At 52.5% G+C, this 25,299-nt stretch carries 30 protein-coding genes; 21 read left to right on the forward strand and 9 right to left on the reverse strand.

The genetic code is table 11. The features are described from left to right. Positions 1-13 precede the first annotated feature (13 nt). The 3 genes from fliE (at position 14) to WFP70_RS01240 (ending at position 1,554) form a co-directional block, all read left to right on the forward strand. The gene (fliE, locus tag WFP70_RS01230) at positions 14-325 is read left to right on the forward strand and encodes a flagellar hook-basal body complex protein FliE (protein ID WP_034824419.1); all 312 of its coding nucleotides are present in this window, start codon (positions 14-16) and stop codon (positions 323-325) included. Positions 326-434: 109 nt separating this feature from the next. Then, on the forward strand, positions 435-1,142 hold the full coding sequence (locus WFP70_RS01235) for a YnfC family lipoprotein (protein ID WP_337022384.1): 708 nt from the start codon (positions 435-437) through the stop codon (positions 1,140-1,142). 229 nt (positions 1,143-1,371) lie between these two features. Beyond that, positions 1,372-1,554, forward strand: coding sequence for a hypothetical protein (locus tag WFP70_RS01240; RefSeq protein WP_045815127.1), 183 nt, complete (start codon positions 1,372-1,374; stop codon positions 1,552-1,554). A gap of 51 nt (positions 1,555-1,605) precedes the next feature. On the opposite strand, the gene WFP70_RS01245 is transcribed toward WFP70_RS01240, so the two are convergent. Continuing rightward, positions 1,606-2,817, reverse strand: coding sequence for a diguanylate phosphodiesterase (locus tag WFP70_RS01245; protein WP_337022385.1), 1,212 nt, complete (start codon positions 2,815-2,817; stop codon positions 1,606-1,608). Positions 2,818-3,065: 248 nt separating this feature from the next. Between WFP70_RS01245 and WFP70_RS01250 the strand changes: the two genes are divergently transcribed. Next, positions 3,066-3,314, forward strand: coding sequence for a hypothetical protein (locus WFP70_RS01250; RefSeq protein ID WP_038646357.1), 249 nt, complete (start codon positions 3,066-3,068; stop codon positions 3,312-3,314). Positions 3,315-3,371: 57 nt separating this feature from the next. Here the strand turns inward: WFP70_RS01250 and WFP70_RS01255 are convergent, their stop codons facing one another. After that, complete coding sequence (locus WFP70_RS01255) at positions 3,372-4,019, reverse strand: helix-turn-helix domain-containing protein (RefSeq protein ID WP_337022386.1); 648 nt, start codon at positions 4,017-4,019, stop codon at positions 3,372-3,374. 144 nt (positions 4,020-4,163) lie between these two features. On the opposite strand from WFP70_RS01255, the gene WFP70_RS01260 reads away from it, so the two are divergent. The 4 genes from WFP70_RS01260 to WFP70_RS01275 all read left to right on the forward strand — a co-directional run bounded on the left by WFP70_RS01260 (position 4,164) and on the right by WFP70_RS01275 (position 5,936). Further along, positions 4,164-4,553 (forward strand): hypothetical protein, encoded by a 390-nt coding sequence (locus tag WFP70_RS01260; RefSeq protein WP_034824400.1) that lies wholly within the window; start codon positions 4,164-4,166, stop codon positions 4,551-4,553. Next, on the forward strand, positions 4,534-4,863 hold the full coding sequence (locus tag WFP70_RS01265; protein ID WP_034824398.1) for a hypothetical protein: 330 nt from the start codon (positions 4,534-4,536) through the stop codon (positions 4,861-4,863). The genes WFP70_RS01260 and WFP70_RS01265 overlap by 20 nt, the downstream gene beginning before the upstream one ends. 82 nt (positions 4,864-4,945) lie before the next feature. Then, the gene (locus WFP70_RS01270) at positions 4,946-5,542 is read left to right on the forward strand and encodes a hypothetical protein (protein WP_337022387.1); all 597 of its coding nucleotides are present in this window, start codon (positions 4,946-4,948) and stop codon (positions 5,540-5,542) included. A 127-nt stretch (positions 5,543-5,669) separates the two neighbouring features. Beyond that, positions 5,670-5,936, forward strand: coding sequence for a hypothetical protein (locus WFP70_RS01275; protein WP_034824391.1), 267 nt, complete (start codon positions 5,670-5,672; stop codon positions 5,934-5,936). A 19-nt stretch (positions 5,937-5,955) separates the two neighbouring features. Here the strand turns inward: WFP70_RS01275 and WFP70_RS01280 are convergent, their stop codons facing one another. Beyond that, positions 5,956-6,195 (reverse strand): DinI-like family protein, encoded by a 240-nt coding sequence (locus tag WFP70_RS01280; RefSeq protein WP_160868127.1) that lies wholly within the window; start codon positions 6,193-6,195, stop codon positions 5,956-5,958. 169 nt (positions 6,196-6,364) lie between these two features. Here WFP70_RS01280 and iraP point away from each other — a divergent pair, with 169 nt between their 5' ends. Continuing rightward, positions 6,365-6,658, forward strand: coding sequence for an anti-adapter protein IraP (gene iraP / locus WFP70_RS01285; protein ID WP_034824384.1), 294 nt, complete (start codon positions 6,365-6,367; stop codon positions 6,656-6,658). A gap of 197 nt (positions 6,659-6,855) precedes the next feature. Here iraP and WFP70_RS01290 read toward each other — a convergent pair whose 3' ends face one another. Next, a complete protein-coding gene (locus WFP70_RS01290; RefSeq protein ID WP_034824381.1) occupies positions 6,856-7,179 on the reverse strand; it encodes a DUF6388 family protein in 324 nt (107 codons plus the stop codon). Between the two features lie 148 nt (positions 7,180-7,327). On the opposite strand from WFP70_RS01290, the gene yedD reads away from it, so the two are divergent. Then, the gene (gene yedD, locus WFP70_RS01295) at positions 7,328-7,795 is read left to right on the forward strand and encodes a lipoprotein YedD (protein ID WP_337022388.1); all 468 of its coding nucleotides are present in this window, start codon (positions 7,328-7,330) and stop codon (positions 7,793-7,795) included. Positions 7,796-7,867: 72 nt separating this feature from the next. On the opposite strand, the gene fliT is transcribed toward yedD, so the two are convergent. From fliT to fliD, 3 genes are read right to left on the reverse strand one after another with little or no spacing between them, the layout of a single operon-like run. Next, positions 7,868-8,221, reverse strand: a complete 354-nt coding sequence (gene fliT / locus WFP70_RS01300; protein ID WP_034824376.1) for a flagella biosynthesis regulatory protein FliT — start codon at positions 8,219-8,221, stop codon at positions 7,868-7,870. After that, positions 8,221-8,628, reverse strand: a complete 408-nt coding sequence (fliS, locus tag WFP70_RS01305; protein WP_034824372.1) for a flagellar export chaperone FliS — start codon at positions 8,626-8,628, stop codon at positions 8,221-8,223. Before fliS ends, fliT begins: the two co-directional genes overlap by 1 nt. Positions 8,629-8,640: 12 nt before the next feature. Further along, positions 8,641-10,068: a flagellar filament capping protein FliD gene (gene fliD, locus WFP70_RS01310; RefSeq protein WP_337022389.1), complete on the reverse strand. Its 1,428-nt coding sequence runs from the start codon at positions 10,066-10,068 to the stop codon at positions 8,641-8,643. 335 nt (positions 10,069-10,403) lie between these two features. On the opposite strand from fliD, the gene WFP70_RS01315 reads away from it, so the two are divergent. Both WFP70_RS01315 and WFP70_RS01320 read left to right on the forward strand, forming a co-directional pair. Beyond that, positions 10,404-11,735: a FliC/FljB family flagellin gene (locus WFP70_RS01315; RefSeq protein WP_337022390.1), complete on the forward strand. Its 1,332-nt coding sequence runs from the start codon at positions 10,404-10,406 to the stop codon at positions 11,733-11,735. Between the two features lie 112 nt (positions 11,736-11,847). After that, positions 11,848-12,216, forward strand: a complete 369-nt coding sequence (locus WFP70_RS01320) for a cell envelope integrity TolA C-terminal domain-containing protein (RefSeq protein ID WP_337022391.1) — start codon at positions 11,848-11,850, stop codon at positions 12,214-12,216. Here WFP70_RS01320 and WFP70_RS01325 read toward each other — a convergent pair whose 3' ends face one another. Further along, on the reverse strand, positions 12,217-12,396 hold the full coding sequence (locus WFP70_RS01325) for a hypothetical protein (RefSeq protein ID WP_337029536.1): 180 nt from the start codon (positions 12,394-12,396) through the stop codon (positions 12,217-12,219). Here WFP70_RS01325 and WFP70_RS01330 point away from each other — a divergent pair. The 9 genes from WFP70_RS01330 (at position 12,386) to WFP70_RS01370 (ending at position 21,069) form a co-directional block, all read left to right on the forward strand. Beyond that, on the forward strand, positions 12,386-13,354 hold the full coding sequence (locus WFP70_RS01330) for an HNH endonuclease signature motif containing protein (RefSeq protein WP_045834049.1): 969 nt from the start codon (positions 12,386-12,388) through the stop codon (positions 13,352-13,354). The genes WFP70_RS01325 and WFP70_RS01330 overlap by 11 nt on opposite strands. A 143-nt stretch (positions 13,355-13,497) precedes the next feature. Then, complete coding sequence (locus WFP70_RS01335; protein ID WP_038646384.1) at positions 13,498-14,220, forward strand: RNA polymerase sigma factor FliA; 723 nt, start codon at positions 13,498-13,500, stop codon at positions 14,218-14,220. 49 nt (positions 14,221-14,269) lie between these two features. Next, complete coding sequence (fliZ, locus tag WFP70_RS01340) at positions 14,270-14,773, forward strand: flagella biosynthesis regulatory protein FliZ (RefSeq protein WP_034824353.1); 504 nt, start codon at positions 14,270-14,272, stop codon at positions 14,771-14,773. 131 nt (positions 14,774-14,904) lie between these two features. After that, positions 14,905-15,891, forward strand: a complete 987-nt coding sequence (locus WFP70_RS01345; RefSeq protein WP_097117246.1) for a D-cysteine desulfhydrase — start codon at positions 14,905-14,907, stop codon at positions 15,889-15,891. A 143-nt stretch (positions 15,892-16,034) separates the two neighbouring features. Continuing rightward, positions 16,035-16,835 (forward strand): cystine ABC transporter substrate-binding protein, encoded by an 801-nt coding sequence (tcyJ, locus tag WFP70_RS01350; protein WP_034824352.1) that lies wholly within the window; start codon positions 16,035-16,037, stop codon positions 16,833-16,835. Next, positions 16,835-17,503, forward strand: coding sequence for a cystine ABC transporter permease (gene tcyL / locus WFP70_RS01355; protein ID WP_045815117.1), 669 nt, complete (start codon positions 16,835-16,837; stop codon positions 17,501-17,503). The genes tcyJ and tcyL overlap by 1 nt, the downstream gene beginning before the upstream one ends. After that, entirely contained in the window at positions 17,500-18,252 is a 753-nt protein-coding gene (tcyN, locus tag WFP70_RS01360; protein ID WP_034824347.1) for an L-cystine ABC transporter ATP-binding protein TcyN, read from the forward strand. The genes tcyL and tcyN overlap by 4 nt, the downstream gene beginning before the upstream one ends. Positions 18,253-18,488: 236 nt before the next feature. Further along, positions 18,489-19,577: an acyltransferase family protein gene (locus tag WFP70_RS01365; RefSeq protein ID WP_337022393.1), complete on the forward strand. Its 1,089-nt coding sequence runs from the start codon at positions 18,489-18,491 to the stop codon at positions 19,575-19,577. Positions 19,578-19,986: 409 nt separating this feature from the next. Further along, on the forward strand, positions 19,987-21,069 hold the full coding sequence (locus WFP70_RS01370) for an acyltransferase family protein (protein ID WP_160868135.1): 1,083 nt from the start codon (positions 19,987-19,989) through the stop codon (positions 21,067-21,069). Positions 21,070-21,158: 89 nt separating this feature from the next. Here WFP70_RS01370 and putA read toward each other — a convergent pair whose 3' ends face one another. Continuing rightward, the gene (gene putA, locus WFP70_RS01375; RefSeq protein WP_337022394.1) at positions 21,159-25,103 is read right to left on the reverse strand and encodes a trifunctional transcriptional regulator/proline dehydrogenase/L-glutamate gamma-semialdehyde dehydrogenase; all 3,945 of its coding nucleotides are present in this window, start codon (positions 25,101-25,103) and stop codon (positions 21,159-21,161) included. Positions 25,104-25,299 lie beyond the last annotated feature (196 nt).

A 25,299-nucleotide genomic window follows, 5' to 3' on the forward strand; every position in this document is an offset into this window, starting at 1 on the left:
TGAGGTACAGGCAATGTCGATTCAGGCAATTGATGGTGTGTTGCAGCAGCTGCAGTTAACGTCGTTACAGGCCAGCGGCAAGCAGGCCGAGTCAACCAATCAGGTAGATTTTGGTGCCACCATGAAAGCAGCACTGGATAAGATCAGCGACACGCAAACCGCGGCTCGCACCCAGGCGCAGGATTTTGAAATGGGCAAACCGGGCATCCAGTTAAACGATGTGATGGTCGATCTGCAGAAATCCTCCATTTCCATGCAAATGGGGATTCAGGTGCGTAACAAACTGGTATCGGCGTACACCGATATCATGAACATGCAGGTGTAGTGGCTGCAAAGATTGTTGCGGTGTCAGGCGGGAAAGCATTTATCTTTTTCAGTAACAGCGGCATGATGCTGGCCTGACACACAGCGTATATCGAGAAGAGGATTCTCACGTGAAGCCCACCCTGCTGCTGCTGATGGCAACGATCATGCTATCCGGCTGTGATAATAAAAATGCGGACTTTGCACCGCAGATGAAAAATTACGCTTACCTCTATCAGTTCGAAGCCATTCCCGGCAAAGTCAAAAGCACGCATCAGCGCCTGTTTAGCGCCGACGACACGCCAATCTTTGATGTCGATATCGCGTTCGATGGGCAAGGCTGTATTGCCCATGTGAAATCCATTGATAAAGCCGGAGAGATCACCGAAGTGACGCGGGAAGGCGATAAACTGACTGGCACAGAGAACGGTCAGGATGTGGTCGTCACGCTGAATAAGCAGTGCGCGGTAATAAAAAAAGTCACTCCCAGCATGACGGTGGATATTGGCTATAACGATCAGGGTTGGGTTGATCAAATCTCCTCTCCCGCCTCCGATGTTAAATTCCATCTGACCTACAATAACGTCGGTGATATGACGCTGTTGAGTATTAAGAAGGGCGATGAGGAAGTGTCACGCGCCAGTGCCAAACATGATACGGACGCAAAAAAGATATCCGATGTGGTGACGACGGTGCAAAGAAACGAGCAAAGCAAGACGGTTACCACGCAATGCCAGTATAAGAATGATGTTCCTTTCCGTTGCGATACCGTGACCACTGATGCCGAAGGGCAAGTCACGGATAAGCAGTACGGCACCATTGATGTCACCTATTATTGATGCCTGAGTAAGCCGCGAATGCGGCTTTTTTTATGCCGTTAATATCGGCGTCGATAAGCGAAGCGCTAAATAAAACAATCACTTACTGATCAATTGTGCGCTCGGTATGCTAAAGTGTGGGCCTTAGGTAAGCATTCGTCAGAGCAGGGAACTCGATGTGCAACATGCGCATCACGCGAGGCGTTGAGGAGTGTTGAGTAAGGGTTGCAGCGACAAGAAGCGTGTAAGAATGAAAGAAGGTTATTACTGGGTTAGAGATAAAGATAACCCACCAGAAGTCTGGCGATATATAAAGCAATTTGGCTGGTACCGTCCCTGCGTTGCCGTGCCCATCACCTTAAGTTCTTTTAAGTTGATGAACTACCAGGTCATCAGCGATCGATTATTACCACCGGGTTACTTCCCGCTTTAAATGCAAAAACCGCCGGTTAAAGGCGGTTTTTTTATTCTCTCTAACCGTTCGCTATTTGATTTCCGGCCAGGCGATAGCCGGGAAACCATTTAATTGCGGACGCGCGAACAGATACCCCTGGAACTGGCTAATGCCTGCCGCTTCCAGCCACATCCACTCCTCGGCTTTCTCCACGCCCTCTGCAATCACCGCAATCTCCAGCGAGTTACAGCACTTAATGATGGCATGCAAAATGGCCTGTTTAGGACCGCTTTTGTGCACATCGCTAATCAGCTCACGATCAATCTTAATTTTGTCCGGCTGAAATCTTGATAACAGTGACAGGCCAGCAAAGCCCGCGCCAAAATCATCCAGGGCCAGACTGATACCCGCCGATTTTAGTTTGCGCACCTGTGCCGCAAACTCATCGGTGCGCGAGATGATCTCATTTTCTGTGACTTCAACAATCACCTGCTCGGGGACCAAACCATTGGCTTCAATCTGCGTCAGCAGAAAATCCACCGCATCAGGAACCGTGACCAGGGACATTGGCAGCAGGTTGATGGAGATACTGTGTTCGCCAATGCCTAATTTTTTCGCCAGTTCGAACGCCAGTTTTTTAGACTGAATATCCGCATGATAAACAGCCTCGCCACCGAATGCCGAAAAGTATTCACCTGGTGAACCGCCATTCGGGGTACGGATTAACGCCTCATACGATGCCACGCGGCGTGCAAACGGATCGATAATCGGCTGAAAGGCGAAGTGGCACTCTTTCAGTGACTCAATGACTTCATTCTGAAGGGTACGAGATGGCTCATCCGCAATAAATTCCCATGTGCTGGCTGCAGGGATTTCAAAATAGTTCTCTTTATCACGAGCGATAACAAAGGTGCGCAGGAACTGCAACGCGCGATCATCGTAGGTCAGTTGATAGCGCGAGGTGCCTTTGTCTAACACGGCTTGCAGCACCATGGATTTATCATGCTCGCGTAAATCAAACAGCTCCATTCCCACTTTGCCAAAGCGGCGAGCGGGGGCAAAGTCATGCATCAACTCCACCAGATTGTGGTGGCGGGCGTCCAGGCAAATGCGATCATAAATACCCTGCACAGCGTCACGGGGCCCTTCAAGTAACTGGAAGAAGTGCAGTCCATCAAAAAGCAGAATGCCTGTGACATCGTGCGAGCTGTTTTTGTTATTCGCTTTCGCCACCATGTCTTCAAGGGTTTTGATAGGAACATGATCATGGAGGTGACTGCGATAAATGATGGTGGTGAGCATAGCGATTGTCCGAACAACTTTTTTATTGTGGCGCCTACATTAGCAGGCCTGGGGCGGGGGCTGTCCACCAATATAGGCTCGAATCGTAAACTATTTTCCAATTAATGAGTTAACCGAAACGGCTAGCGAAACGGCGTCAAATCGAATTGTTAATTAATTGCACCGGGGGAGTATTTACGATAAATAATTTCTATTGAATGGATAAATAAAAAGCGTATCTTGACCCTCGTTAACCAGAGGTGAGCATAATGTTACGCGACTATTTAAAGATTGATGATAGCGACCGTTTAGTTGAACAGAGCGTATTAAGACTCAACAACCGCGGTCAGGAAGATGTCACTGAATGGCATATTGTAAGCGTAGACGGCAAGCAAAAAGGCAGCGTGACGCTGTTCGATAAGCTCTGCAACCGCCGCTCATATTGTGTTAACTATCGCATTACGCAGAAGGATGTGCACGGGAGGGTTGTCGTCGATCATTTGACCGACGTTTTGTAATAATTGCCGTAGTTTTGCTGGTTTTAACCCGCTCATAGGCGGGTTTTTTGCATTCTCTTATCTGGCACGATAGCGGCGCATTTCCATCATAGTTCCCATTAATTCAATCTTTTTCTCCGATGATGTCTGTACAGGAAAATCATCATTTAACGGCCGCAACGAGAAAATTTGCTCGTCATGCTGTTCGGCCATCAAACGATAAATGCGCACCTGCGCAACACCTTTGATGAGCGCCAGCACCACATCACCCGGTTGTGGATCAACGGCAGGATCGAATATCAGCGTGTCGCCGGGTCGGTAGTCAGGTTGCATGGCGGTATCCTCAAGGGTGATCGCCAACGCTGATTCACTCAGTCTGCTATCGCTGTAGAGAAAGCGGGTCGCCTGCTGCTGAATCAATAAGCGTTGCTCCTGCATCCACGCAGCCGCTTGCGCCAGAGTGATCAACGGCAGAGCACTGACACCACTGACGTTAAGCGGGGCGGCAAACACCTCGCCCTCGCCATCAATTATCCATGCTGCCGTACATTGCAGCAGTTCTGCCAGCCGCAACAGGTTCTCGCCGCGCGGGACCGTCTCATCTTTTTCCCATTGTGAAACAGCGACATGTGACACGCCAATGCCACTTGCCACCACTAACTGCGTGAGCTTCAGCGCTTTACGACGGTTGCGAATGCGTTCACCTGCAGATTCTTTTTTCATCATCTTGACAACTCCGCTGGGTTTTACTTAAGTATACTTAAATTCATTAATTAAAGTAAACTTAAATTATGGTGTTGGCCGCGCAACTGGCAAGGGCGGACAACATGTTTCTCGGGCGGATCCCTTGCCAGTGAAGAGAGGTGAGGCATGGAAAGTAGTTTGGTGACCAGCGTCGGTGCGCTGCTTCTCGGTGGCGGTGCGGCAGCTGTGTTCTGGAAACCCTTAATGGCCGGCATCGCGGCCATCGTCACCAGCAATCGCGCCGGCGGCGAGATCATCACCAGCTACAAAGAACAGGTGATGCTTCTCAAGGAGAGCCATGCGCTGATGCGCCAGGAGAACGATGACCTGCGTATTCGCCACGACAAAAACCTGCGGCGCATCTCTTCGCTGGAGACCGATCTACGGCTGATTAAGAACGCGTTGGGCATTCTGTTAGCCACCACGGAATCTGATCATAGCGATAAATTCCGCAGTCAGATCAATCAACTGATCACCACTTTAGAGGAGAGTCGCGATGGTGCAGATAAACAGTGAATTTTCAGTACGCGGCCATCGGCGTCAGCTACTGCTGGGCGGTCTGCTGCTGATGCTGTCGCTGCTGTGTGTGGCGATGACCATTATGTTCGTGTTCGTGAATAACAGCGCCAACCGACGGGTGGAGGATATCCGACAGCAGTACCGTGCGATTTCCGATCGGCGGGAAGCGCGGGTGGCGGAACTGACCAGCCAATTGGTGACATTGCAGAAAAAACTCGATGGCTTGCCGGACCGCACCGCGAACAAGACAGCGGACAAAGTGAAGCAGGTTGTGGGGGAAGACGCGCCACCCGAATCGACGCATTAAGGAGGCCATGATGAGTATTACTGAGCGGATTGCAGCCAGCTTCGGCCGACTGCGGTCTTTATTAAGCAAGAAGGAGAACATTATGAGCGACCAAACTGTAATCGAAAATAGTGCAACAACTGCAACACCGGATGCCATCATGCTGTCACCATTAGAGAGTTTTGCTAATGAAGTGGCGGTGCCGGTGGCAAGCAGTGCGCCCGCTGCGGATGCCCCGACGGCAGCGGTGAGCAGCGCGGCAGGACAGGTAGGCACAACGTCAGCGGTGAGCAGTGCGCCAGCACCTGACGTCTCAACGCCCGCTGAGAGCAATACGCCAGCTCCGGACGTCTCATCGTTGACAGCAAGCGACGTGCCCGCATTGGACACCTCAACGTCAGCCGCGAACGCTGGCAGCGAGACACAAGTGGCGGCGGATGCAACGGATCTCACCCAGCAGTTGGCCACGCCCGATCCTCTGGCCAACGGTTCTGCCAGCGCTGGGCCTTCATCGGCTTCTACCGTCGGGATTCTCGCTGAGCAACCTGCCGTGGGAGTCATTACGGATGCTGTCAGTCAGGACATCAACGCCAGCGTGAAGGACTTCACTCAGGCATTTAACTTTGTCGAAAGTGGCGTCGAGAAATTAGGTGTAGCGGCAAAGGATGAGCTAATCGCCCTGGCGCGCAAGTATCTGTAATCTTCAGGCGGCCTTCGGGTCGCCTTTTCATCTTCCGATTATTCTTAATGCGGTCTCGCTATTTTCTACTAACTTTAATCATTCAAACGTTATTTAAACGGGTTTAATTAGCGAAAAGGAAGATAGCATGAGTGATACAGAGGCAATCAAAACCAAAACTGACTACCTGCGTGATGTCACCTCCCAGCTAAAAGAGATGCGTCACTATGCGCAGACCAATACTGAGACGCTATCCAGCCACTGGTTGGCATTTGATGCAGGCGAGTACAAAGACAAAGAGTATGCAGGACGTTTTGACACGCTGCTCAACAAGCAGGGACAGCTGTTAGATGATATCGAGCTGGCGATTCAGGATTTAGAGATCGCCATCAATCACAGCGAGCAAGAAAGCTGAGTTCCCTCGCGCTGGTGGCTTACTCGGCCACCAGCCACATTTCGGCTTCATCGAACATCTCTTCGACAATACGTGCCACTGTCGCTTTGTCGTTCTTACTTAAATCGGTATCGATAGCATTGCGTTCCATCGGTTTAACGCGCACCTCAACCTCTGGAAACACGCGTTGTACGCGTTTCTCAAGCTCCTGCAATATCATCTCACGTGCGCCCGGCAGACCGGCAACGTTGCGTTTATCGTAAATCAACTCCACAAACATCAGGGCATTCCATTTATCAAGCGGGTGCGCCATATTACTGTAAATAAAACCAGTGGCAAGCGATGAACCGTTGCGCTGCTAAATTTTTTTGTTTCTGGCAGGCGCAGCACCGCTTTTGCGCTGATACTCAACAGCGTTACACAGGGAAATGGACTCATGAGGGGGTAATATGCGGCAACTGGTGATCGATATTCTGCTGAAAATGGCAAAGATGGATACCGAAGCAAAAGAGCTGGTGGCGCAGGTTGAAGCGCAGTCGCTGTTACTGGCGGCATTACTGATTCAGGCTAAAGAAGACAACACGCTCACCATTACGGAAACCGTGCAGGATGCCATTGTTACTGCATCGCGCTCTGGTGAGCAGTTCCTCCAGTCAGATGTGGATCTGCTGCTGACACACATTAATCGGCTGCTGGCCGTTGCGCGTTATGTCGAAGTGAAGGGGGTCGAGCGAGAAGGATAGCGGAAAAAATACTACCTCTGGAGGGGAAATCCAGCAACTCCTCCAGAGGCGGCGCAATAGCACCTTCGTTCAAGGACAATCTACGACCGAAGCCGTCAGATACAAGTTATACAACTTATTCGGGATTGTACAACTTTTTCCTTGCCGATTTGTGTGGTTGGAGGTGTGTTTGAGATATATTTTTAGAGCCGCTGCGCTTAAAGTTCGTTCTTAATGCAAAACTCTTCCCACGTCATGCCGAGCGCTTCCGCATGGGATTTCAGGTAAGTTTCAATCGCTTCAGCAGCAACCGCTTTATCAGGCTCTGCCAGTTGGATGGAAAACAGCATGCCATCCAGCTTTTTCTGGCGTAAGAATGCGGCATAAATGCGCTCAGCGTGCCACTCGCGCAGTTGGCGCAGTGACAAGTTGGCCGCGCGCGCGTCGCTCTCGGTTAGTTCATCCAGCGCGGCTTGAAAATCGGCGTGCGCGGCAAAAAACATCGTGCGTGCCTGGGCGTAATACTCTTCTGGGGTTTTCATGCGAGTTTCCTGCTTATCGACTTGCGCGCTAGTGTAACGTGCGCGAACTGTCTTGTCAGGCTCAGCCGGGTTTTCGCCGAGATTCCTTGCGTAACTTACGCGAAAAATTATAACGTAGCCGCCATTGAGGCGAGTGTAGGGACCAGGAATGAAAAAGTGGATGGTATTGGCCGCGCTGGGCTTGAGCGGATGTGCGCAAATCAGCAATTACGATGAAGCGGTAAAAACCCCGGCACCAGTGGAATTGCAAGGTAACTGGCAGACTGTCGGACCGCAGAGCAAGTTGATCAGTGGCCAGGCGATGGGCAGCCTGATCATTGGTGCAGAAGGCGACACGCTGGACTGCCGCCAGTGGCAGCGCGTGATTGCCAAGCCAGGCAAGTTAACCCGCCTGAGCGATGAGTGGGTCAACGTGACGCGTCAGGTGCGCGTGATGCCGATGACGCTGGAGAACGGTGAACTGCGTTATGACGGCTTGCGCATGCGTAAGGTCGATCAACCCACTGTTGAGTGCCAGCAGGCGCTGAAAGAAGTGGCGAAGCGTCCGAAGGATGCGGTGATTCAGAATATTCAGCCGCAGATTATGGAGCCGGTGTCGTTCCCTGCGCAGGAGTGATTTTGTGAGCACAGTTCCAAATAAAAACGGGTGAGCATCAGCTCACCCGTTTTTCATTCAGCCCGCCGCGAATTAATTCTGTGGCAGATAGACATTACCTTGCTTGCCGTACGCGCTCATCACCGATTTCTGCTTCGATGATTGGCCCACCAGTTGCGTCAGCTCGTCCATACGCAATTTCAACAGACGTTTGACTTCACTCTCATTGTCGAGGATATGGCGCAGTACCGGACGCAGCTGATCCTGCAACTGGCTGGAGGGCGGAGCCGCTTCGGTCGAGCGGGCCAAGGTTTGCACCGCACTGACGTAATCCACTTCCTTTGTAATCAGGTCATCCCATTCGCCGTCTGCGGCCAGGCGCAGCATTCCATGGCTGAGATCGAGTAACTGTTGGTAAACGGTAATCAGATGCGGTGCATTGTTCATTAAACGGCGTCCTGAAGGTGTTGAGGTTGTGCGACTTCTTTCCAGGCGTCAGCGATATTACGCAGGAGACCTTCGACTTCTTCGATGGCTTCTACGTCATTACGCAGGTTGGCCTGCAGCAGACGGCGGACCATATAGGCGTAAAGTCCCACCAGATTATCGGTGAGCTCATCGCCGCTACCTTCCACCAGACCCTGCTTAAGTCCGTTTTCGATGATGTTGATCGCTTTAGAAAGCGATGAACCTTTGCCTTCAATATTGCCATCCTGCAAAAACAGGCGGGCACGAACCAGCGCGCTGAGCGCGCCGTCAAACAGCATGGAGACCAGCTGCTGCTGGTTGGCGCTCATGACAGCGCTCTCCACACCAATTTTTGCATAGGCTTTAGTGCCATTTGCGCTGTACATGATCACTCCTTATTACGATGAGCTGCTGGAGCTAGAGCTGCTTGATGACTCGAACTGCTGTGTCAAATAGCTACTGGTTTGGTTCAGTGAGCTCATCAGTACGTCGAGAGCGGTAAACTGAGTTTTGTAGCGCGCCACCATATTATCGATGCGGGTGCTCATGTCGTTGTACTGATCGGTTAACTCGTTCAGCGTTTTACTCACGCCGTCGGTGGCAGCCTGCACGATACCGGTTGTAGAAAGCCAGCTGGTCAGATTGGTGGCGATAGTGGTGGTGATGCCGGTGGTTGTACCGTCACCAACTATCATCTCTTTCACGCCGTCTGGGTCGCTGCTCAGTGCTGTTTCTAGTTTGTCGGAATCGGTTTCCAATTGACCTGTAGTGGGATCGGTGGTAATACCAATCTGAGCCAATGTTTTGTAAGTTGAAGAACTTTGTGCATTGGTCAGCATGCTTTTCAGCTGCGTCTGAATAGTTCGCAGCGTACTGTCGCCCAGCAGCGCGCCATTGCTGGAGTCCTGAGCATCCGCCCCCACATCTACCGCAGTATATTTGGTTAATGTGTCGAACTGATCCAGCAAAGTGTTGTAAGCGCTAACCCAACTATTGATTGCACTCTCTGCTTTAGAGGTGTCCTTGGTAATCGTCAGTGTCTGATTACCGGTGGTGGTATCGTTCAAATTGAGAGTAATACCTTCCAGCGCATCATCAATGGTGTTGCTGCTGTTCTCAATCTCAACATTGTTCACGGTCAGCTTGGCATTTTGCGCGGCGACGCTTTCAGTCATCGCATTGCTGCTGGCGGTGGAGTCGTAACCAACGATCCCCTGTAATGTGTCATCGCCTGTCACGCTAATCGAAGTCACGGCATTATCGCTACCGGTTTCGCTGGAGGTCAGGGACAAACGATAGCTACCATCACCCACCTTAATAATGGTGGCAGACACGCCCGCATCAGCACTGTTGATCGCATCGCGCATCCCGGTCAGTGAAGTTTGATCGCTGGTCAGGGAAATGTCTTTGCTGCTGCCATCTTTGAGCGCGATGGTCAGTGTGCGGCTGCTGGCAGAGCTGTCGCCCAATGCAGTGGTGTTACTGGTTTGCACTGCTGAGGTCAGGGTTTGCGCCTGCGCCAGCTGCGAAACGCTAATTGTATATTTACCTGCAACCACTGAACCGGATGTTGTAGCACTAAAGGCACTACTACTGCTGGTTGCGGAGGTTGCCGTGAACAGATCTGCATCATTCAGCGTGGTGTTAGCGGTCTGGAAAGTGGTCAACGCGCTTTTCAGCGTGCCGTAAGCACTCAGTTTGGCAGTGTAAGCGGTCTGCTGCGTTGAAATCGGCGTCAGAGACGCTTTTTCGGCGGTTTCCAGGTTATCCAGAATAGTACTTAAGTCGAGTCCTGAACCGATACCGAGGGTAGAGATACTAGCCATGTTGTTTCCTTTTATACCGACACGGAGAGTGAATACCGGGGTTATCGGCTCTTAATAGGCAAAGTTTAAATTTATTTAACGGCGAGTGATAAAGCGAATAAGGCATATAGAGAAGGGTAATTCTGACGCTAGAAAAGTATTGGTTTCGCACTAAAGAAGTGCGGGGTGAGGGCGATAAAGATAAGCGTGACAGGTTGAAGAGAAAAAATTTCGCCTGGTACTAAAAAATCTCTAAAGGTTGTTTAAGCACAGACGATAACAACTTTGACGGCGCTGAAGCCGGCGGGTTGAAGCCCAAACCATAACCAAAGACTTGATTAATAGGAACTTAAACCATGGCTCAAGTAATTAACACCAACAGCCTCTCGCTGATCACTCAGAACAACATCAACAAGAACCAGTCTGCTCTGTCTACCTCTATCGAGCGTCTGTCTTCTGGTCTTCGTATCAACAGCGCAAAAGATGACGCTGCTGGTCAGGCAATTGCCAACCGCTTCACCTCTAACATCAACGGCCTGACTCAGGCTGCTCGTAACGCCAACGACGGTATCTCTGCTGCGCAGACCACTGAAGGCGCACTGTCAGAAATCAACAACAACTTACAGCGTGTTCGTGAACTGACCGTACAGGCACAGAACGGCACCAACTCTGATTCTGACCTGTCTTCAATCCAGGACGAAATTAAATCCCGTCTGGACGAAATTGACCGTGTATCTGGTCAGACTCAGTTCAACGGCGTGAACGTGCTGGCTAAAGACGGCACCATGAAAATCCAGGTTGGAGCAAACGATGGTCAAACTATCGATATCGACCTTAAAAAAATTGACTCATCAACTTTAGGTTTAGATGGATTTTCGGTCTCTAAGAACTCATTGAGTGTAAGCGATTCAATTACATCTATACCTCAAGCTGCTGGCGATGCACCTGTAGCGGTAAACTACGGTACTGATGCTGCTGCTGCTGCCTTGGCTACGAAATTGGGTGTAAGTGACACCTCAGGCCTGTCTTTACATAACATCAAAAACTCTGATGGAACAGCTTCTGAAAATTATGTTGTTCAGTCAGGTGATACTTACTATGCAGCTTCAGTAAGTTCAACCACCGGTACCGTAACATTAAACACTACTGATGTTACTTACGATGATTATGCCAATGGTGTAGATGATGCTGAACAGACAGGTCAATTAATTAAAGTTTCAGCTGATTCGACTGGTGCAGCACAGGGTTATGTTACAGTTCAGGGTAAAAATTACTCAGCTGGTACTGCAGCAACTGTACTCGAAAATGGGGCAACTGGGCTGACAACTACTGGGCTGAATTTAAGTGACGTTAAAGATGCCTCAGGTAACGTCACAACTGCAGCAAGTACAGAATTCGCTGGCGCAGCAACAAATGATCCTCTGGCACTTCTGGATAAAGCAATTGCTACTGTGGATACCTTCCGTTCAAGCTTGGGTGCGGTGCAGAACCGTCTGGACTCTGCTATCACCAACCTGAACAACACCACCACTAACCTGTCTGAAGCACAGTCTCGTATTCAGGATGCTGACTACGCTACTGAAGTTTCCAACATGTCTAAAGCACAGATCATCCAGCAGGCGGGTAACTCAGTGTTGGCTAAAGCTAACCAGGTTCCACAGCAGGTTCTGTCTCTGCTGCAGGGCTAATCGCTCTAAGCTTATTGTTTATCAAACCCCGCTTTGGCGGGGTTTTTTTATATCTGCATATCATGAATATGCAGATACACTCACAGCTCTCACTTTTCACAGGACGTGAACCATGCATCATCGCATTGCCCTTTTAACGCTTCTCCTGCTCTCTGGCTGTGCGCCAATAAAGCATCCTCGAACTTATTCTCAAAATCCTCTAGCGCCCGTGGTGACCGATCTCAAAAGCTACTATTACGCCGTTACCTTTGCTATCCAGACACAGTTTTTTGACGCTGACCATTACATTGGCAAAACCTGTCAGATAGACATTGATCTGGATGAAAAAGGGCAGTTGAACGGCCTACATATGCGCACCGGCGATTTATCGCTCTGTACCGAAGCGTTGTATGCGGCTAAGCATGCTGAACTTCCGGCACCGCCTTCGGCAGAAGTGCATGAGAAGACCAAACATATGGTGATCATGTTTGCCCCGCAGTGATTATTCCTGCATTAAACCAAATTTGATTTCATCAGCGATGATGATTTCCCCCAGCACCCTATAAGGCAAGAAAAGTAACCAACCTGTTACAGTCCCTCCTAAAAATGCCGATAACTTCCCCAGAATCATTCCCATTTTTTGCACGATTTTTTCTTTTTCTGGGGTGTCTATGCGCTTCAATTATGACTTGTTACCGGGTGAGCTTCTGACCTTCGAAGAGATCGCGTTGCGCTATGCGCAGCAGCATCCTGATGAGAAAGAACTCACCGCCCGCGGGTTGCTGAGCCCGTCGACCAGCTTTCGCAATTTGGTGATCCGCGCGGTATTCGCGCAGGAGGAGATTAACAGTCCGTTGGAGGATCTGCTGTTCGTCTCTGACGATAACGAGCGCAAAAACTATCTGCGTCGTTTTGAGCACTATCTCAAAAGCCAGCAGGCTTTCCTTTATTTCCGCCGTAATGATGAAATAAAGAAGGAGGGGCGCTGGAAGGTGGTGGGTGAAACCCAGGTTTACGCCATGCTGGATCCGAATTCGGCAGAAGCGCAGAACCTGCTCACCAGTCGGGGCTTCAAGCTGGTGTTGATGCGACAGACGGAAGAGGAGGAGTACTGGCAGCTGTTCGATCCCCATGCGCACCCTTGCTTCCCACTGTCGCGCAAAATTCAGTTTCTGGTGGTGCTGAGTACGCCGCAGCATAAAGTGCCGACGGCGGTGATGCCAGGCACAGAAGTCGGGCGGCGCGTAAAGGCGAAAGTGTTCCAGCGTGCCAGCCAGGCAGAGTTTAATTCAGCCGTTAAAGCGCGCTATGGCGCCTGTATTATTACCGGCACGCAGCTTACAGAACGTCACAGTTGGCCATGGGTGGAGGCCTGCTATATCGATACCCAGGAAAATGAAGAAGGTTTTCTTGCCGATAACAGCGTCGATAATGGCTTGTTCCTGCGCAGTGACTTACAGCGATTATTTATCAATAAAATGATAAGTATCGACGCGGAATCCGGGCAGGTGATGTTTAATCCGCTGCTCGAAACTGAAGCGCCGATTAGCGATTTTTATCAGGCACTTGATGGCAAAACCTGTGCACTGTGGGACGCGGTGCCGCCTGGCACGCGGCAACGGCTGCGCAATCTACGCTAGCGGCTTCGCCTATGGCGGTGCATTCCACCGCCATCCATAACAAATTTGAAATAACCTCGCTTTTGCCCGCCTATTCTGCCAATCGAAACCCCTACAGAATTGGATAATCATGCCGATAACTTTATTAACGCAGGGTAGTCACCGTGAACGATCTCTATACGCCCGAAGGCGTGATGGATAAACATTCGCTCTGGCAGCGCTACGTTCCTCTGGTGCGACACGAAGCGTTGCGCTTGCAGGTACGTCTGCCAGCCAGCGTTGAGCTTGACGATCTGCTGCAGGCCGGTGGCATTGGTTTATTAAATGCCGTGGAGCGCTACGACGCGCTGCAAGGCACCGCCTTTACCACTTATGCCGTGCAGCGTATCCGGGGCGCAATGCTGGATGAACTGCGCAGCCGCGACTGGGCACCTCGCAGCGTGCGTCGTAATGCGCGCGAAGTGGCCGGTGCGATGCATCAGGTAGAACAAGCGTTGGGGCGCTCGGCTACTGAGCAGGAAGTGGCTGAACAGTTGAATGTTTCGCTGGAAGAGTATCGGCAGATTCTGCTCGATACCAATAACAGCCAACTCTTCTCCTACGACGAGTATCGGGAAGAACACGGTGACAGTGCGGAGCTGGTGACGGAGGGGCATGAAGAAGCCAACCCGCTTCATCAGTTAATGGAAGGAAACCTGCGTGATCGCGTGATTGAAGCCATCGAGGCATTGCCCGATCGTGAAAAATTAGTGCTCACACTGTACTACCAGGAAGAACTGAACCTGAAAGAGATTGGCGCAGTGCTGGAAGTGGGGGAATCCCGCGTCAGTCAACTGCACAGTCAGGCGATTAAACGCCTGCGTGCCCGGTTAGCGGGGGCGCGCTGACAGACTCAGTACCTGGCATCGAAAAAATAAAAATACCGGGGACTCAGCAATGGGAGCCAAAGCCAAAGCCAGACCTTTAAGTCGTTATCTTAAAGACTATAAACACAGCCAAAGCAACTGTTCACATTGTGGCAAAGTTTTAGATCGTATGGCGTTAGTGTTTCGTGGACAGATCATCAATAAAGAGGCCATCGCGCGGATGGACCAGATGATTGATGACCAGGTATGGATGAAACTCCAGCCGGAACTGACCGCGTTATGTCGTTTCTGCAGCGATATTTTTTGTAATACCCATCCTAATTACTTCGACATTATGGCGTTCAAACAGTATCTGTTTGAGCAGACCGAGATGAGTCACAGCACCATTCGCGAGTATGTGGTGCGGCTGCGTCGTCTTGATGACATGCTGAAAGCGAAAAATTTCCCGGCCGACAGATTACGGGGCAACAGCTGGCATGAATGTCTGGAAAACGATTTGCCGGATGCGGGTAACAACAATTACCGCATCGCACTGCGTAAATATGACCAGTTTTTAGGCTGGCAGCAGGGCTGATTGTGATCCTGCCCTTGTTGTTGCTGAGCATAGCAGCAACAGGGGCCGCACTCGCAGAATTCCGGGTGCGACTTTTCTCATCTTCTGCAACACTGTATGGATAATTGCACATTGCCCGAATGGAGGCTGCATTGTCTTTACATCTCTTGCACCAGTTCCCACGTCTTGAATTACTCGGTGCACCTACGCCGCTTGAGCATCTGCCACGGCTTTCTGATTATCTCGGTCGCGATATCTTTATTAAGCGTGATGACTTCACGCCTGTGGCAATGGGCGGCAACAAACTGCGCAAACTTGAATTCCTGGCGGCCGATGCGCTGCGCGAGGGCGCGGATGTCCTGCTGACGGCGGGCGCGATTCAATCCAACCATGTGCGCCAGACGGCGGCGGTGGCGGCGCGCCTTGGCCTCAAGTGTGTGGCGCTGCTGGAAAATCCGATTGGCACGACCTCAGAAAACTACCTCACCAACGGCAACCGCCTGATGCTCGACCTGATGGATGTCGAGGTGGTGATGGTCGATGCGTTGCACAATCCCACTGAACAGCTGGCCGAACAGGCTGAACGTCTCGAAGCCCAAGGCTTCCGTCCTTATATTGTGCCGGTTGGCGGTTCCAACGCACTGGGCGCGCTCGGCTATGTGGAGTGTGCGCAGGAGATCGCGCACCAAAGCGAAGGCGTGGTGGATTTCGCCGCTGTAGTGGTTGCATCGGGCAGCGCCGGCACCCATGCAGGTTTAGCGGTAGGGCTGGAGCAGTTGCTGCCTGATACCGAGCTGGTCGGTGTGACGGTTTCACGCAAAGTCGACGCGCAGTTGCCGGTGGTAGAGCGCATCCGCAGCGCGCTGGCTGAACAGCTGGAAGTGCAGACGCACGCGCCGATCACGCTTTGGGATGACTATTTCGCGCCGCGTTACGGTGAACCTAATGATGAAGGCATGGAAGCGGTGAAACTGCTGGCGCGTCTTGAAGGCATCATGCTGGACCCGGTTTACACCGGTAAAGCGATGGCCGGATTGATTGATGGCATTGCGCAGAATCGTTTCCGTCGTGAAGGGCCGCTGCTGTTTATTCATACTGGCGGCGCGCCTGCGTTATTTGCTTATCATCCTTCGGTCTAAGGCTAAGATAAAAAAGGTTTATAATCCGGCAGCTGTTGTTCTGGCCTGAAATGGGCCTGAATGCAGCGCCAATAACGAAAAGGCGGCAAACCCCGGTTTCGCTGCCTCATAGCACACAACACATCACAATAAATGGGGTAAACATGGCTTTCTCTCCAATTCGTCGCCAACTGGTGATGGGCATGATGGCGGTCGCGCTGGTCGCGGGCGTTAACGTTAAAACGTTCGCCGCAGAAGATCTGCTGGCACAGGTGAAGAGCAAAGGTGAGCTGCGCGTGGGTCTGGAAGGCACTTATCCGCCGTTCAGTTTCCAGGATGAGAGCGGCAAGCTGACTGGTTTCGAAGTGGAGTTTGCGCAAGAGCTGGCGCAACACCTTGGCGTCAAAGCGGATCTGAAACCGACCAAGTGGGATGGCATGCTGGCGGCACTGGATTCTAAGCGTATCGACGTGGTGATCAATCAGGTAACGATTTCACCCGAGCGTAAGAAGAAGTATGACTTCTCCACGCCATACACCATCTCTGGCGTTCAGGCGCTGACGATGAAGAAAAATGCTGGCAGCATCACCAAGCCAGAGGATCTCTCCGGTAAGAAAGTCGGTGTCGGCCTGGGCTCTAACTACGAGCAGTGGCTGCGCGACAACGTTAAAGGCGTCGATATCCGTACCTATGATGATGACCCAACGAAATATCAGGATCTGCGTTCTGGCCGTGTTGATGCCATTCTGGTGGACCGTTTAGCGGCGCTGGATCTGGTGAAGAAAACCGGCGACACCATGGCGGTAGCGGGCCCGGCCTTCTCTCGTCTCGAATCCGGCGTGGCGCTGCGTAAAGGCAATGACGATCTGCTGAAAGCCATTGATGCAGCGATTGCTGATATGCAGAAAGATGGCTCGCTGAGCAAACTCTCTGAGAAATGGTTCGGCGCGGACGTCACTAAATAATGCAGGAAAGCTTACAACTGGTGCTGGATTCAGCACCATTCTTACTCAAAGGCGCGCTGTTCACGCTGCAGCTGAGTATCGGCGGGATGTTCTTCGGTCTGGTACTTGGCTTTGTGCTGGCGCTGATGCGCCTGTCACATTTCTGGCCAGTAAACTGGCTGGCGCGTATCTATGTGTCGATTTTCCGTGGCACGCCGCTGATCGCCCAGCTGTTTATGATCTACTACGGCTTGCCGCAGTTCGGTATCGAGCTGGATCCTATCCCATCAGCGATGATCGGTTTGTCACTCAATACTGCCGCTTACGCCTCTGAATCCCTGCGTGGCGCGATTGCGGCGATTGAACGTGGGCAGTGGGAAGCGGCGGCCAGTATCGGCATGACGCCATGGCAAACTCTTCGTCGTGTCATCCTACCTCAAGCGGCACGTACCGCCTTGCCACCGCTCGGTAATAGCTTTATCAGCCTGGTGAAAGACACCTCGCTGGCGGCCACCATTCAGGTGCCGGAGCTGTTCCGTCAGGCGCAATTGATCACCTCACGTACGCTGGAAGTGTTCACCATGTATCTGGCTGCCTCGCTGATTTACTGGGTAATGGCGACGGTGCTGTCGGCATTACAAAATCGCCTGGAAGCGCATGTGAATCGACAGGATCGGGAGGCAAAATGAGTGCGATTGAAGTACGTCAACTGGTCAAGCAGTTCCACGGCCAGACCGTGTTGCACGGCATTGATCTGGATGTGGCACCGGGTGAAGTGGTGGCGATTATCGGGCCAAGCGGTTCGGGGAAAACCACCTTGCTGCGCAGTATCAATCTGCTGGAAGTGCCCGATAGCGGCCGCGTCACGGTGGGTAATATCACCATTGATGCCAGTATTGGGCTCAACAAGCAGAAAGAGCAGGTTCGCCGTTTGCGTCAGCAGGTGGGTTTCGTGTTCCAGAACTTCAATCTGTTCCCGCATCGTTCAGTGCTGGAGAACATCATTGAAGGGCCGGTGATCGTGAAGGGTGAACCGAAAGCAGAAGCCGTGGCGCGCGCCCGCAGCTTGCTGGAGAAGGTCGGTCTGCACGGCAAAGAGGAGAGCTTCCCGCGTCGCCTCTCTGGCGGGCAGCAGCAGCGTGTCGCCATTGCGCGAGCGCTGGCGATGCGCCCGGAAGTGATTCTGTTCGATGAGCCGACTTCGGCGCTGGATCCTGAGCTGGTGGGCGAAGTGCTGAACACCATCCGCGCGCTGGCGCAGGAGAAACGCACCATGGTGATCGTGACGCATGAGATGAGTTTTGCGCGTGACGTGGCCGATCGGGCGATTTTTATGGATCAGGGCCGTATCGTGGAGCAGGGCGCAGCGAAAGAGCTGTTCAGCCATCCGCAGCAGGCACGCACCCGACAATTTCTTGACAAGTTTCTTAACCAATAGTCTCAAGCGTCGTCATGCACAGGCGACGCTTATTCTCTTTGCCGCGTTGTACCCTCCCTCAGTTTGTTCTGAAAATATTTACGCCACACTTAAGTAAAACTATGAATTATCTGCTTTTATCTTAATGAAATATTCACAGGCAATAGGCTGGGCCATTTTTAAGAGCCGCCCGATTGAGACATCTTTGTAAATATAAATAATTCTTTACAAATTCATGGCGCAATCAGGATCATAAAATGAGTAATGCCAGAAACGAAGTCCTCTGGATCAACACGCTAAAAGGTGCCTGCATCTTGCTGGTGGTGCTACATCACTCGATCATCACCACTTTCGCTCCCTCCCTGCATCACCTCACGGCCGGCATGGTGCCTGCGCACTGGTGGGTGACCTTCAATACCTATCTTTCACCGCTGCGTATGCCCGCTTTTTTCTTTGTCTCAGGTCTGCTGGCGGCCAGTTCGATCGTAAAAAAGAGCTGGAAAGAGGTGTTCACCAAGAAGTTCAGCAATATCGTGTATCTCTATTTGCTGTGGGGGGTGATTCAGTGGCTGAGCATTCACTATATCTCCACGCACCTCGGTGAGCGGCTGTCCAGCACCAAAAACGCTGCCTATGCCGACACGCCGTTTGAGTTCCTTAAACTGCTGCTGACTTCCATGACCAGCCTCTGGTATCTGTACGCGCTGGCGGGCTTCTTCCTGTTCACCAAGCTGTTCCACCGCCAGAAAATGGCGCTGATGGCACTGGCGATTGTCGCGACCTACGCTGCGCAGTTTAGCCTGATCCCGGGTTGGGGGCCGGCCAGCGTGGCGCAAAACTATCTCTACTTCCTGCTTGGCGTATTCTTCAGCCAGTCTCTGATTGAGATTAGCCAGCTTAAGCGCCAACACTGGCTACTGCTGGCAGGCATCGCGGTGATTGGCGTGGTACATCATGTGGGGGGAATCTATAAAAACCCGTTCTACAGCCTGCTGACCATCGTGTTTGGTATCGTCGTGTGCCGTTTCCTCAATGAGCGCCTGAACATGGCCTGGCTGAACTGGATTGGCCGTAACACGCTGCAGATTTACGTACTGCACCGCATCTTCATAGAGTTGCTGGGACTGAGCGCGATTGCCCTGGCGCTGCATTACGGCTGGTTTGGTCATGCGGCCTTCAGTTGGGCATGGGCGCTGCTGATGCCGATGACGGGCGTGGCGCTCTGCGTGACGATCTCACTGGCGGTGTGGTCACTGCTGAATCGCGGTCCAGGCAGAATGTTATTCATCTATCCGCGACTGTTGAGAAAACCAGTGCCAGAGACAAAAGCGGCACCGCTGCAATAATCAAAAAGGGCCAGTTCGCTGGCCCTAATTATTTTCTCTTAGCACAATATTAATATCCGCGTTTATCCATCTGCCACATTTCATAATTATCCGAATAAAATTTGATTTTAATTTGGTTTGATTGTGGTGGATTGCTCTTAATTTCCCTGTATTAATTGCTAACCTTATTTCCCTCGTCATACCCTTAGTGACTCTAATTTGGGAAGATATTGTTAGTCTGCTTAGCATTTGATTAATGTCTGGAACTGTAAAGTATTGTTATATCAGGACCAGTAAAAAACTTTTAGGACTTTCGCTAGAGTCATCCCCCGCCAGCTTGTTTAATAATCGTTGAATAACCAGAAATGCATCATTGTTTATTTCCTCATACTTCTCCTTTAAGACCTACACAGCAGCGGGAGTTAATCATATGAATAACGCCAGGAAAGAAGATATTGCATGGGTCAATACCCTGAAAGGGGCCTGCATATTGCTGGTGGTGTTGTACCACACCGTATTACCCGGATTTGAAGGAACGGTGAAATTATTGACGGCGGGTTGGATACCGGCAGAAATATGGGTGCAGTTTAATACTGTTTTATCTCCGCTGCGTATGCCAGCCTTTTTCTTTGTTTCGGGCTTGCTGGCAACCAACGGGATTCTTAATCGTCCGTGGAAGCAGGTATTTACCAGTCGTATTACCAACCTGTTCTATCTCTATATTTTGTGGGGCTTTATTCAGTGGTGGTCGATTGTGGGTATCTCGACAGAGATTACCGGCCAGCGTATCTCACACAATCTGAATGCCGCCTATGCGGGTTCACTGTTTGAGTTCCTGAAGCTGACGTTTATGGCGATGAGCACCTCGTGGTATCTGTACGGACTGGCACTGTATTTCCTGTGTGCGAAGATCTTCCACAAACAGAAAGTGGCGTTGCTGGTGGTCGCGGTTGCGCTTAACTATCTGGCGGTGGAGAAGATCATTCCGTATTGGGGACCGCAAAGCGTGGCGCAGTACTTCCTGTTCTTCCTGCTGGGCGCGTTCTGGAGCCCGCTGATGCTGCGTATGAGCGAATGGCGTCGTGAAAATCTCGTGCCATGGGCGCTGCTGGCGGCGGTATCAGGGATTCACATTATCTTCGGTCTGGATAAGAGCCTGTTCCTGTGCATCATCGCGGTGCTGGCGAGCGTGGCGGCCTGCCGCTGGCTTAACGCGCACTTTAAGATGACGTACTTTAACTGGATTGGCCGTAACACCCTGCAAATCTACGTGATCCATCGTATTTTCATTGAGTATTTTGGCATGTCAGCGATTCTGTTCGCTCAGCGCCATCATCTGTTTGACTATGCCTGGTTCTCCGTGTTGTGGGCGTGTTTCTATCCGGTTGCGATTGTGGGGATTTGCTCGCTGCTGTCGGTGGCGGTGTGGTCTGTCACCAATCGCGGGTTGGGGCAGTCGCTGTTTGTCTTCCCGACCTTGATTGGCCTGAAGCGCAACAAGTCTGCGGCTTAAGCTCAAAGTACAAAACAGTAGCGCCGCAACAAGTGGATATACTCGTCGCGGCGCGCCATGAAAAAGGGCCCTTGCGGGCCCTTATCTTTTTAACCAATGGTCATCAGACTGGCGTTACCACCCGCTGCGGCGGTATTTACACTCAGTGAGCGCTCTATCAGCAGACGTTCCAGCAACAGATTGGTTTCGCCACGCGCGAAGCCCTGCACCGAAACAATCGCACCGTCCCGCGCGGCAACCTGCTCGCACAGCACGCGCAATTGATCCGCGTCACCGTGATAGATCACCGCATCAAACTCTGCTGCCAGCACATCTTTCACCAGCACCACGTGTTTTTGTACGGCGGCAGGCAGTGATTTGCGCAGCGCGCGATGCAACTCATCATCCTGCCAGATTGCCTGACTGCCCACGCTGGTCACTGCTGCCAGTTGCGTCAGTGCGTCCTGCTCGTTATCCGCAATACAAAGGACATGATCGCGCGGCAGAAGCGTGAAGGTGTTACGTTCACCGGTTGGGCCTGGCAGCAGTCGCACCGTACCCGCCTGCGCCAGCTCGTCATAACGCTGACAGAGTGCCAGCAGTTCAGGTTTATCCTGCGCCCAGCTCTGCAATGACTGGTGCGCGCTCATCAGCTCAGCACGTACGGAACTGTCGACTGGACGCTCGGCATCCTGACGATCGAAGGTCTTACGCAGTGCACTGTCTGGGCGGTTTGCCAGCAGGCGATAGAGATACAAAGGACCTCCGGCTTTTGGACCGGTGCCGGATAAACCTTCTCCACCAAAGGGCTGCACGCCGACGACCGCGCCGACCATATTGCGGTTCACATACAGGTTACCGACCTTCGCGCCTGCCGTGACTTGCGCGATGGTTTCATCAATACGCGTATGCACACCCAGTGTCAGACCGTAACCAGAGGCGTTAATCTGATCGATCAGCTGTGGCAGGCTGTTACGCGCATAACGCACCACGTGCAGCACTGGGCCAAACACTTCTTTATCCAGATCGCTTACCTGACCCAGCTCGATCAGGGTGGGCTTGATAAAGGTGCCGCTGGTCCACTCTTTGCTGTCTTGCGGATTGTCCTGCGCCGCCTGATACACGGTGAAACCTTTATCGCGCATCGCCTGAATGTGGCGCTCGATGTTACCTTTGGCTTCGGCGTCGATTACCGGGCCGATATCCGTAGAGAGACGTTCCGGATTGCCCATGCGGCATTCAGCCATCGCGCCACGCAGCATTTTAAGGGTGTGATCGGCGACATCATCTTGTACGCACAGCAGACGCAGCGCCGAGCAACGCTGTCCGGCGCTGTCAAAGGCGGAGGCAACGATATCGACCACCACCTGCTCAGTCAGCGCCGAAGAATCCACGATCATGGCGTTCATGCCGCCGGTTTCAGCAATCAGCGGCGTTGGGCGGCCTTGCGGATCGAGACGACCCGCCAGATTGCGTTGCAGCAGCGTCGCGACGGCGGTGGAACCGGTGAACATCACACCGCGTACTCGCTCGTCACCCGTTAACTGTGCACCGACAGTCTCGCCCTGGCCCGGCAGCAGTTGCAGCACACCTGATGGCACGCCCGCATCCAGCATGATTTGTACCGCCTGCGCGGCAATCAGCGGCGTCTGCTCAGCGGGTTTCGCCAGCACGCTGTTACCGGCTGCCAGTGCTGCAGCAATCTGACCGGTGAAGATCGCCAGCGGGAAGTTCCACGGGCTGATGCACACCACTGGGCCGAGCGGACGATGGGTTTCGTTATCGAAATCATCACGCACCATACCGGCGTAGTAATAGAGGAAATCAACCGCTTCACGCACCTCGGCAATGGCGTTGTTGTAGGTCTTACCTGCTTCACGCACCAGCAGGCCAATCAGCTGCTGCATCTGGCCTTCCATCGCTTCGGCGGCGCGCTCCAAAATGGCTGCACGTTCTTGTGGCGGGGTGGCAAACCAGATTGGACCGGCATTCACTGCGGCATCCAGCGCTTCCGAGACTTCTGCTTCGCTGGCATCGCGCACGCTGCCCACCACATCGGCTGGCGCAGACGGGTTGAGTACCGGACGGCTCACGCCGTCACCCAGCTCACCTTCGACCAGCGGCTGGGCAATCCATGGCTGGCTGGCGCTATTGAGCAGGGCGCTGGAGAGTGATGCCAGACGATGTTCGTTAGCCAAATCCAGACCGGCTGAGTTGGCGCGCTTCTCACCATACAGATCGCGCGGCAGCGGGATTTTCGGATGCGGTAAACCGACTGCGCCTTCGGTCAGCGCCATCTTCTCCACCGCAGAAACCGGATCGGCAACCAGCTCATCCAGCGGCAGGGTGTTATCCGCGATGCGGTTAACAAACGAGGTGTTGGCCCCGTTTTCCAGTAAGCGACGTACCAGATAGGCGAGCAGGGTTTCATGGGTGCCGACCGGTGCGTAGATACGGCACGGACGGTTCAGTTTGCCGTCTGCCACTTTGCCGACCACCTGCTCATACAGCGGTTCGCCCATGCCGTGCAGGCACTGGAACTCGTACTGACCCGGATAGTAGTTATTGCCTGCGAGCTGATAGATCGCTGCCAGCGTGTGAGCGTTATGAGTAGCAAATTGCGGGTAGATCAGATTCGGTACCGCCAGCAGTTTGCGGGCGCAAGCCAGGTAAGAGATGTCGGTGTACACCTTGCGGGTATAAACCGGATAACCTTCCAGCCCTTCAATCTGCGCACGTTTGATTTCGCTATCCCAATACGCGCCTTTTACCAGACGGATCATCAGGCGACGGCGGCTACGTTGGGCGAGATCGATCAGGGAGTCGATCACAAACGGGCAGCGCTTCTGGTATGCCTGAATCACAAAGCCAATCCCGTTCCAGCCGTCCAGTTCAGGCTCGAAGCACAGTTTTTCCAGCAGATCGAGCGACAGTTCCAGGCGGTCTGCTTCTTCCGCATCAATATTGATACCAATGTCGTAAGAGCGCGCCAGTAAGGTCAGTGATTTAAGGATCGGATATAGCTCTTCCATCACGCGTTCATACTGCGCGCGGCTATAGCGAGGATGCAGGGCCGACAGTTTGATCGAGATGCCTGGACCTTCATAGATGCCACGGCCATTGGAAGCTTTACCAATGGCATGGATCGCCTGCTGATAGGACACCAGATAAGCTTTGGCATCGCTGGCGGTCAGCGCCGCTTCACCCAGCATATCGTAGGAGTAGCGGAAGCCTTTCTCTTCCAGTTTGCGCGCATTGGCCAGTGCTTCCGCAATGGTTTCGCCGGTGACGAACTGCTCGCCCATCAGGCGCATCGCCATATCCACGCCTTTGCGGATCAGCGGTTCTCCACTCTTACCAATAATGCGATTAAGTGAACGCGACAAGTTGGCTTCATTGTGAGTCGATACCAGACGTCCGGTAAACAGCAGACCCCAGGTCGCGGCGTTAACGAACATCGACGGGCTGCGGCCCAGATGCGACTGCCAGTTGCCATTGCTGATTTTGTCGCGAATCAGCGCGTCACGAGTTGGTTTGTCGGGAATACGCAGCAGCGCTTCCGCCAGACACATCAGCGCCACGCCTTCCTGCGAAGAGAGGGAGAACTCTTGTAACAGGCTTTGCACCATTCCGGCGCGTCCGGTTGCACCTTTTTGGTGACGCAACTTATCCGCCAGGCTATAAGCCAGCTGATGGGTTTTCTCGGCCAGCGGGGCAGGGAGACGCGCCTGCTCCAGCAGCATCGGTACCGCATCGGTTTCCGGACGACGCCACGCAGCGGTGATGGCAGAGCGCGTGACCGACTGCGGCAAAATATGTTCAGCGAAGTCGAGGAAGGGCTGGAATGACTCGTCTGCCGTGCCTTCTTCACTGGCGGCGTCGGCGAGCTGTAGGGGAATTTCCGGCATTGATTCACCGGCTTCCAGCTGCGAAAGGTAGTTAAAAATCGCCTGTTTGATCAGCCAGTGTGGCGTACGGTCAATTTTACCTGCCGCCAATTTAATGCGATCGCGGGTGGCTTCATCCAACTTCACCCCCATGGTGGTCGTTCCCATGATTTCCTCGTCCTCAAAATATGATTCAACATCAGCGTGGGCTGCACTATCACTCATGTTGCAACTTTGTGCAACCATGTTAAATGTGACCTGAGTTGCACGTTTATCAACACTTAAAATCGGTCATGTGAAAAAACGGCACAAAACTTGCTGCAAGAAGCTCGCCAAAGTTGCAACTCCCGTCAACGAGAGCACT

The organism is Pantoea sp. USMM079 (assembly GCF_037153115.1).
Lineage (GTDB): Bacteria > Pseudomonadota > Gammaproteobacteria > Enterobacterales > Enterobacteriaceae > Pantoea > Pantoea communis.

Coding starts and splice junctions, on each gene's coding strand:
- fliE (WP_034824419.1), top strand. CDS start 14: ATGTCGATTCAGGCAATTGATGGTGTGTTGCAGCAGCTGCAGTTAACG.
- WFP70_RS01240 (WP_045815127.1), top strand. CDS start 1,372: ATGAAAGAAGGTTATTACTGGGTTAGAGATAAAGATAACCCACCAGAA.
- WFP70_RS01245 (WP_337022385.1), bottom strand. CDS start 2,817: ATGCTCACCACCATCATTTATCGCAGTCACCTCCATGATCATGTTCCT.
- WFP70_RS01250 (WP_038646357.1), top strand. CDS start 3,066: ATGTTACGCGACTATTTAAAGATTGATGATAGCGACCGTTTAGTTGAA.
- WFP70_RS01255 (WP_337022386.1), bottom strand. CDS start 4,019: ATGATGAAAAAAGAATCTGCAGGTGAACGCATTCGCAACCGTCGTAAA.
- WFP70_RS01260 (WP_034824400.1), top strand. CDS start 4,164: ATGGAAAGTAGTTTGGTGACCAGCGTCGGTGCGCTGCTTCTCGGTGGC.
- WFP70_RS01265 (WP_034824398.1), top strand. CDS start 4,534: ATGGTGCAGATAAACAGTGAATTTTCAGTACGCGGCCATCGGCGTCAG.
- WFP70_RS01270 (WP_337022387.1), top strand. CDS start 4,946: ATGAGCGACCAAACTGTAATCGAAAATAGTGCAACAACTGCAACACCG.
- WFP70_RS01275 (WP_034824391.1), top strand. CDS start 5,670: ATGAGTGATACAGAGGCAATCAAAACCAAAACTGACTACCTGCGTGAT.
- WFP70_RS01280 (WP_160868127.1), bottom strand. CDS start 6,195: ATGTTTGTGGAGTTGATTTACGATAAACGCAACGTTGCCGGTCTGCCG.
- iraP (WP_034824384.1), top strand. CDS start 6,365: ATGCGGCAACTGGTGATCGATATTCTGCTGAAAATGGCAAAGATGGAT.
- WFP70_RS01290 (WP_034824381.1), bottom strand. CDS start 7,179: ATGAAAACCCCAGAAGAGTATTACGCCCAGGCACGCACGATGTTTTTT.
- yedD (WP_337022388.1), top strand. CDS start 7,328: ATGAAAAAGTGGATGGTATTGGCCGCGCTGGGCTTGAGCGGATGTGCG.
- fliT (WP_034824376.1), bottom strand. CDS start 8,221: ATGAACAATGCACCGCATCTGATTACCGTTTACCAACAGTTACTCGAT.
- fliS (WP_034824372.1), bottom strand. CDS start 8,628: ATGTACAGCGCAAATGGCACTAAAGCCTATGCAAAAATTGGTGTGGAG.
- fliD (WP_337022389.1), bottom strand. CDS start 10,068: ATGGCTAGTATCTCTACCCTCGGTATCGGTTCAGGACTCGACTTAAGT.
- WFP70_RS01315 (WP_337022390.1), top strand. CDS start 10,404: ATGGCTCAAGTAATTAACACCAACAGCCTCTCGCTGATCACTCAGAAC.
- WFP70_RS01320 (WP_337022391.1), top strand. CDS start 11,848: ATGCATCATCGCATTGCCCTTTTAACGCTTCTCCTGCTCTCTGGCTGT.
- WFP70_RS01330 (WP_045834049.1), top strand. CDS start 12,386: ATGCGCTTCAATTATGACTTGTTACCGGGTGAGCTTCTGACCTTCGAA.
- fliZ (WP_034824353.1), top strand. CDS start 14,270: ATGGGAGCCAAAGCCAAAGCCAGACCTTTAAGTCGTTATCTTAAAGAC.
- tcyJ (WP_034824352.1), top strand. CDS start 16,035: ATGGCTTTCTCTCCAATTCGTCGCCAACTGGTGATGGGCATGATGGCG.
- tcyL (WP_045815117.1), top strand. CDS start 16,835: ATGCAGGAAAGCTTACAACTGGTGCTGGATTCAGCACCATTCTTACTC.
- tcyN (WP_034824347.1), top strand. CDS start 17,500: ATGAGTGCGATTGAAGTACGTCAACTGGTCAAGCAGTTCCACGGCCAG.
- WFP70_RS01365 (WP_337022393.1), top strand. CDS start 18,489: ATGAGTAATGCCAGAAACGAAGTCCTCTGGATCAACACGCTAAAAGGT.
- WFP70_RS01370 (WP_160868135.1), top strand. CDS start 19,987: ATGAATAACGCCAGGAAAGAAGATATTGCATGGGTCAATACCCTGAAA.
- putA (WP_337022394.1), bottom strand. CDS start 25,103: ATGGGAACGACCACCATGGGGGTGAAGTTGGATGAAGCCACCCGCGAT.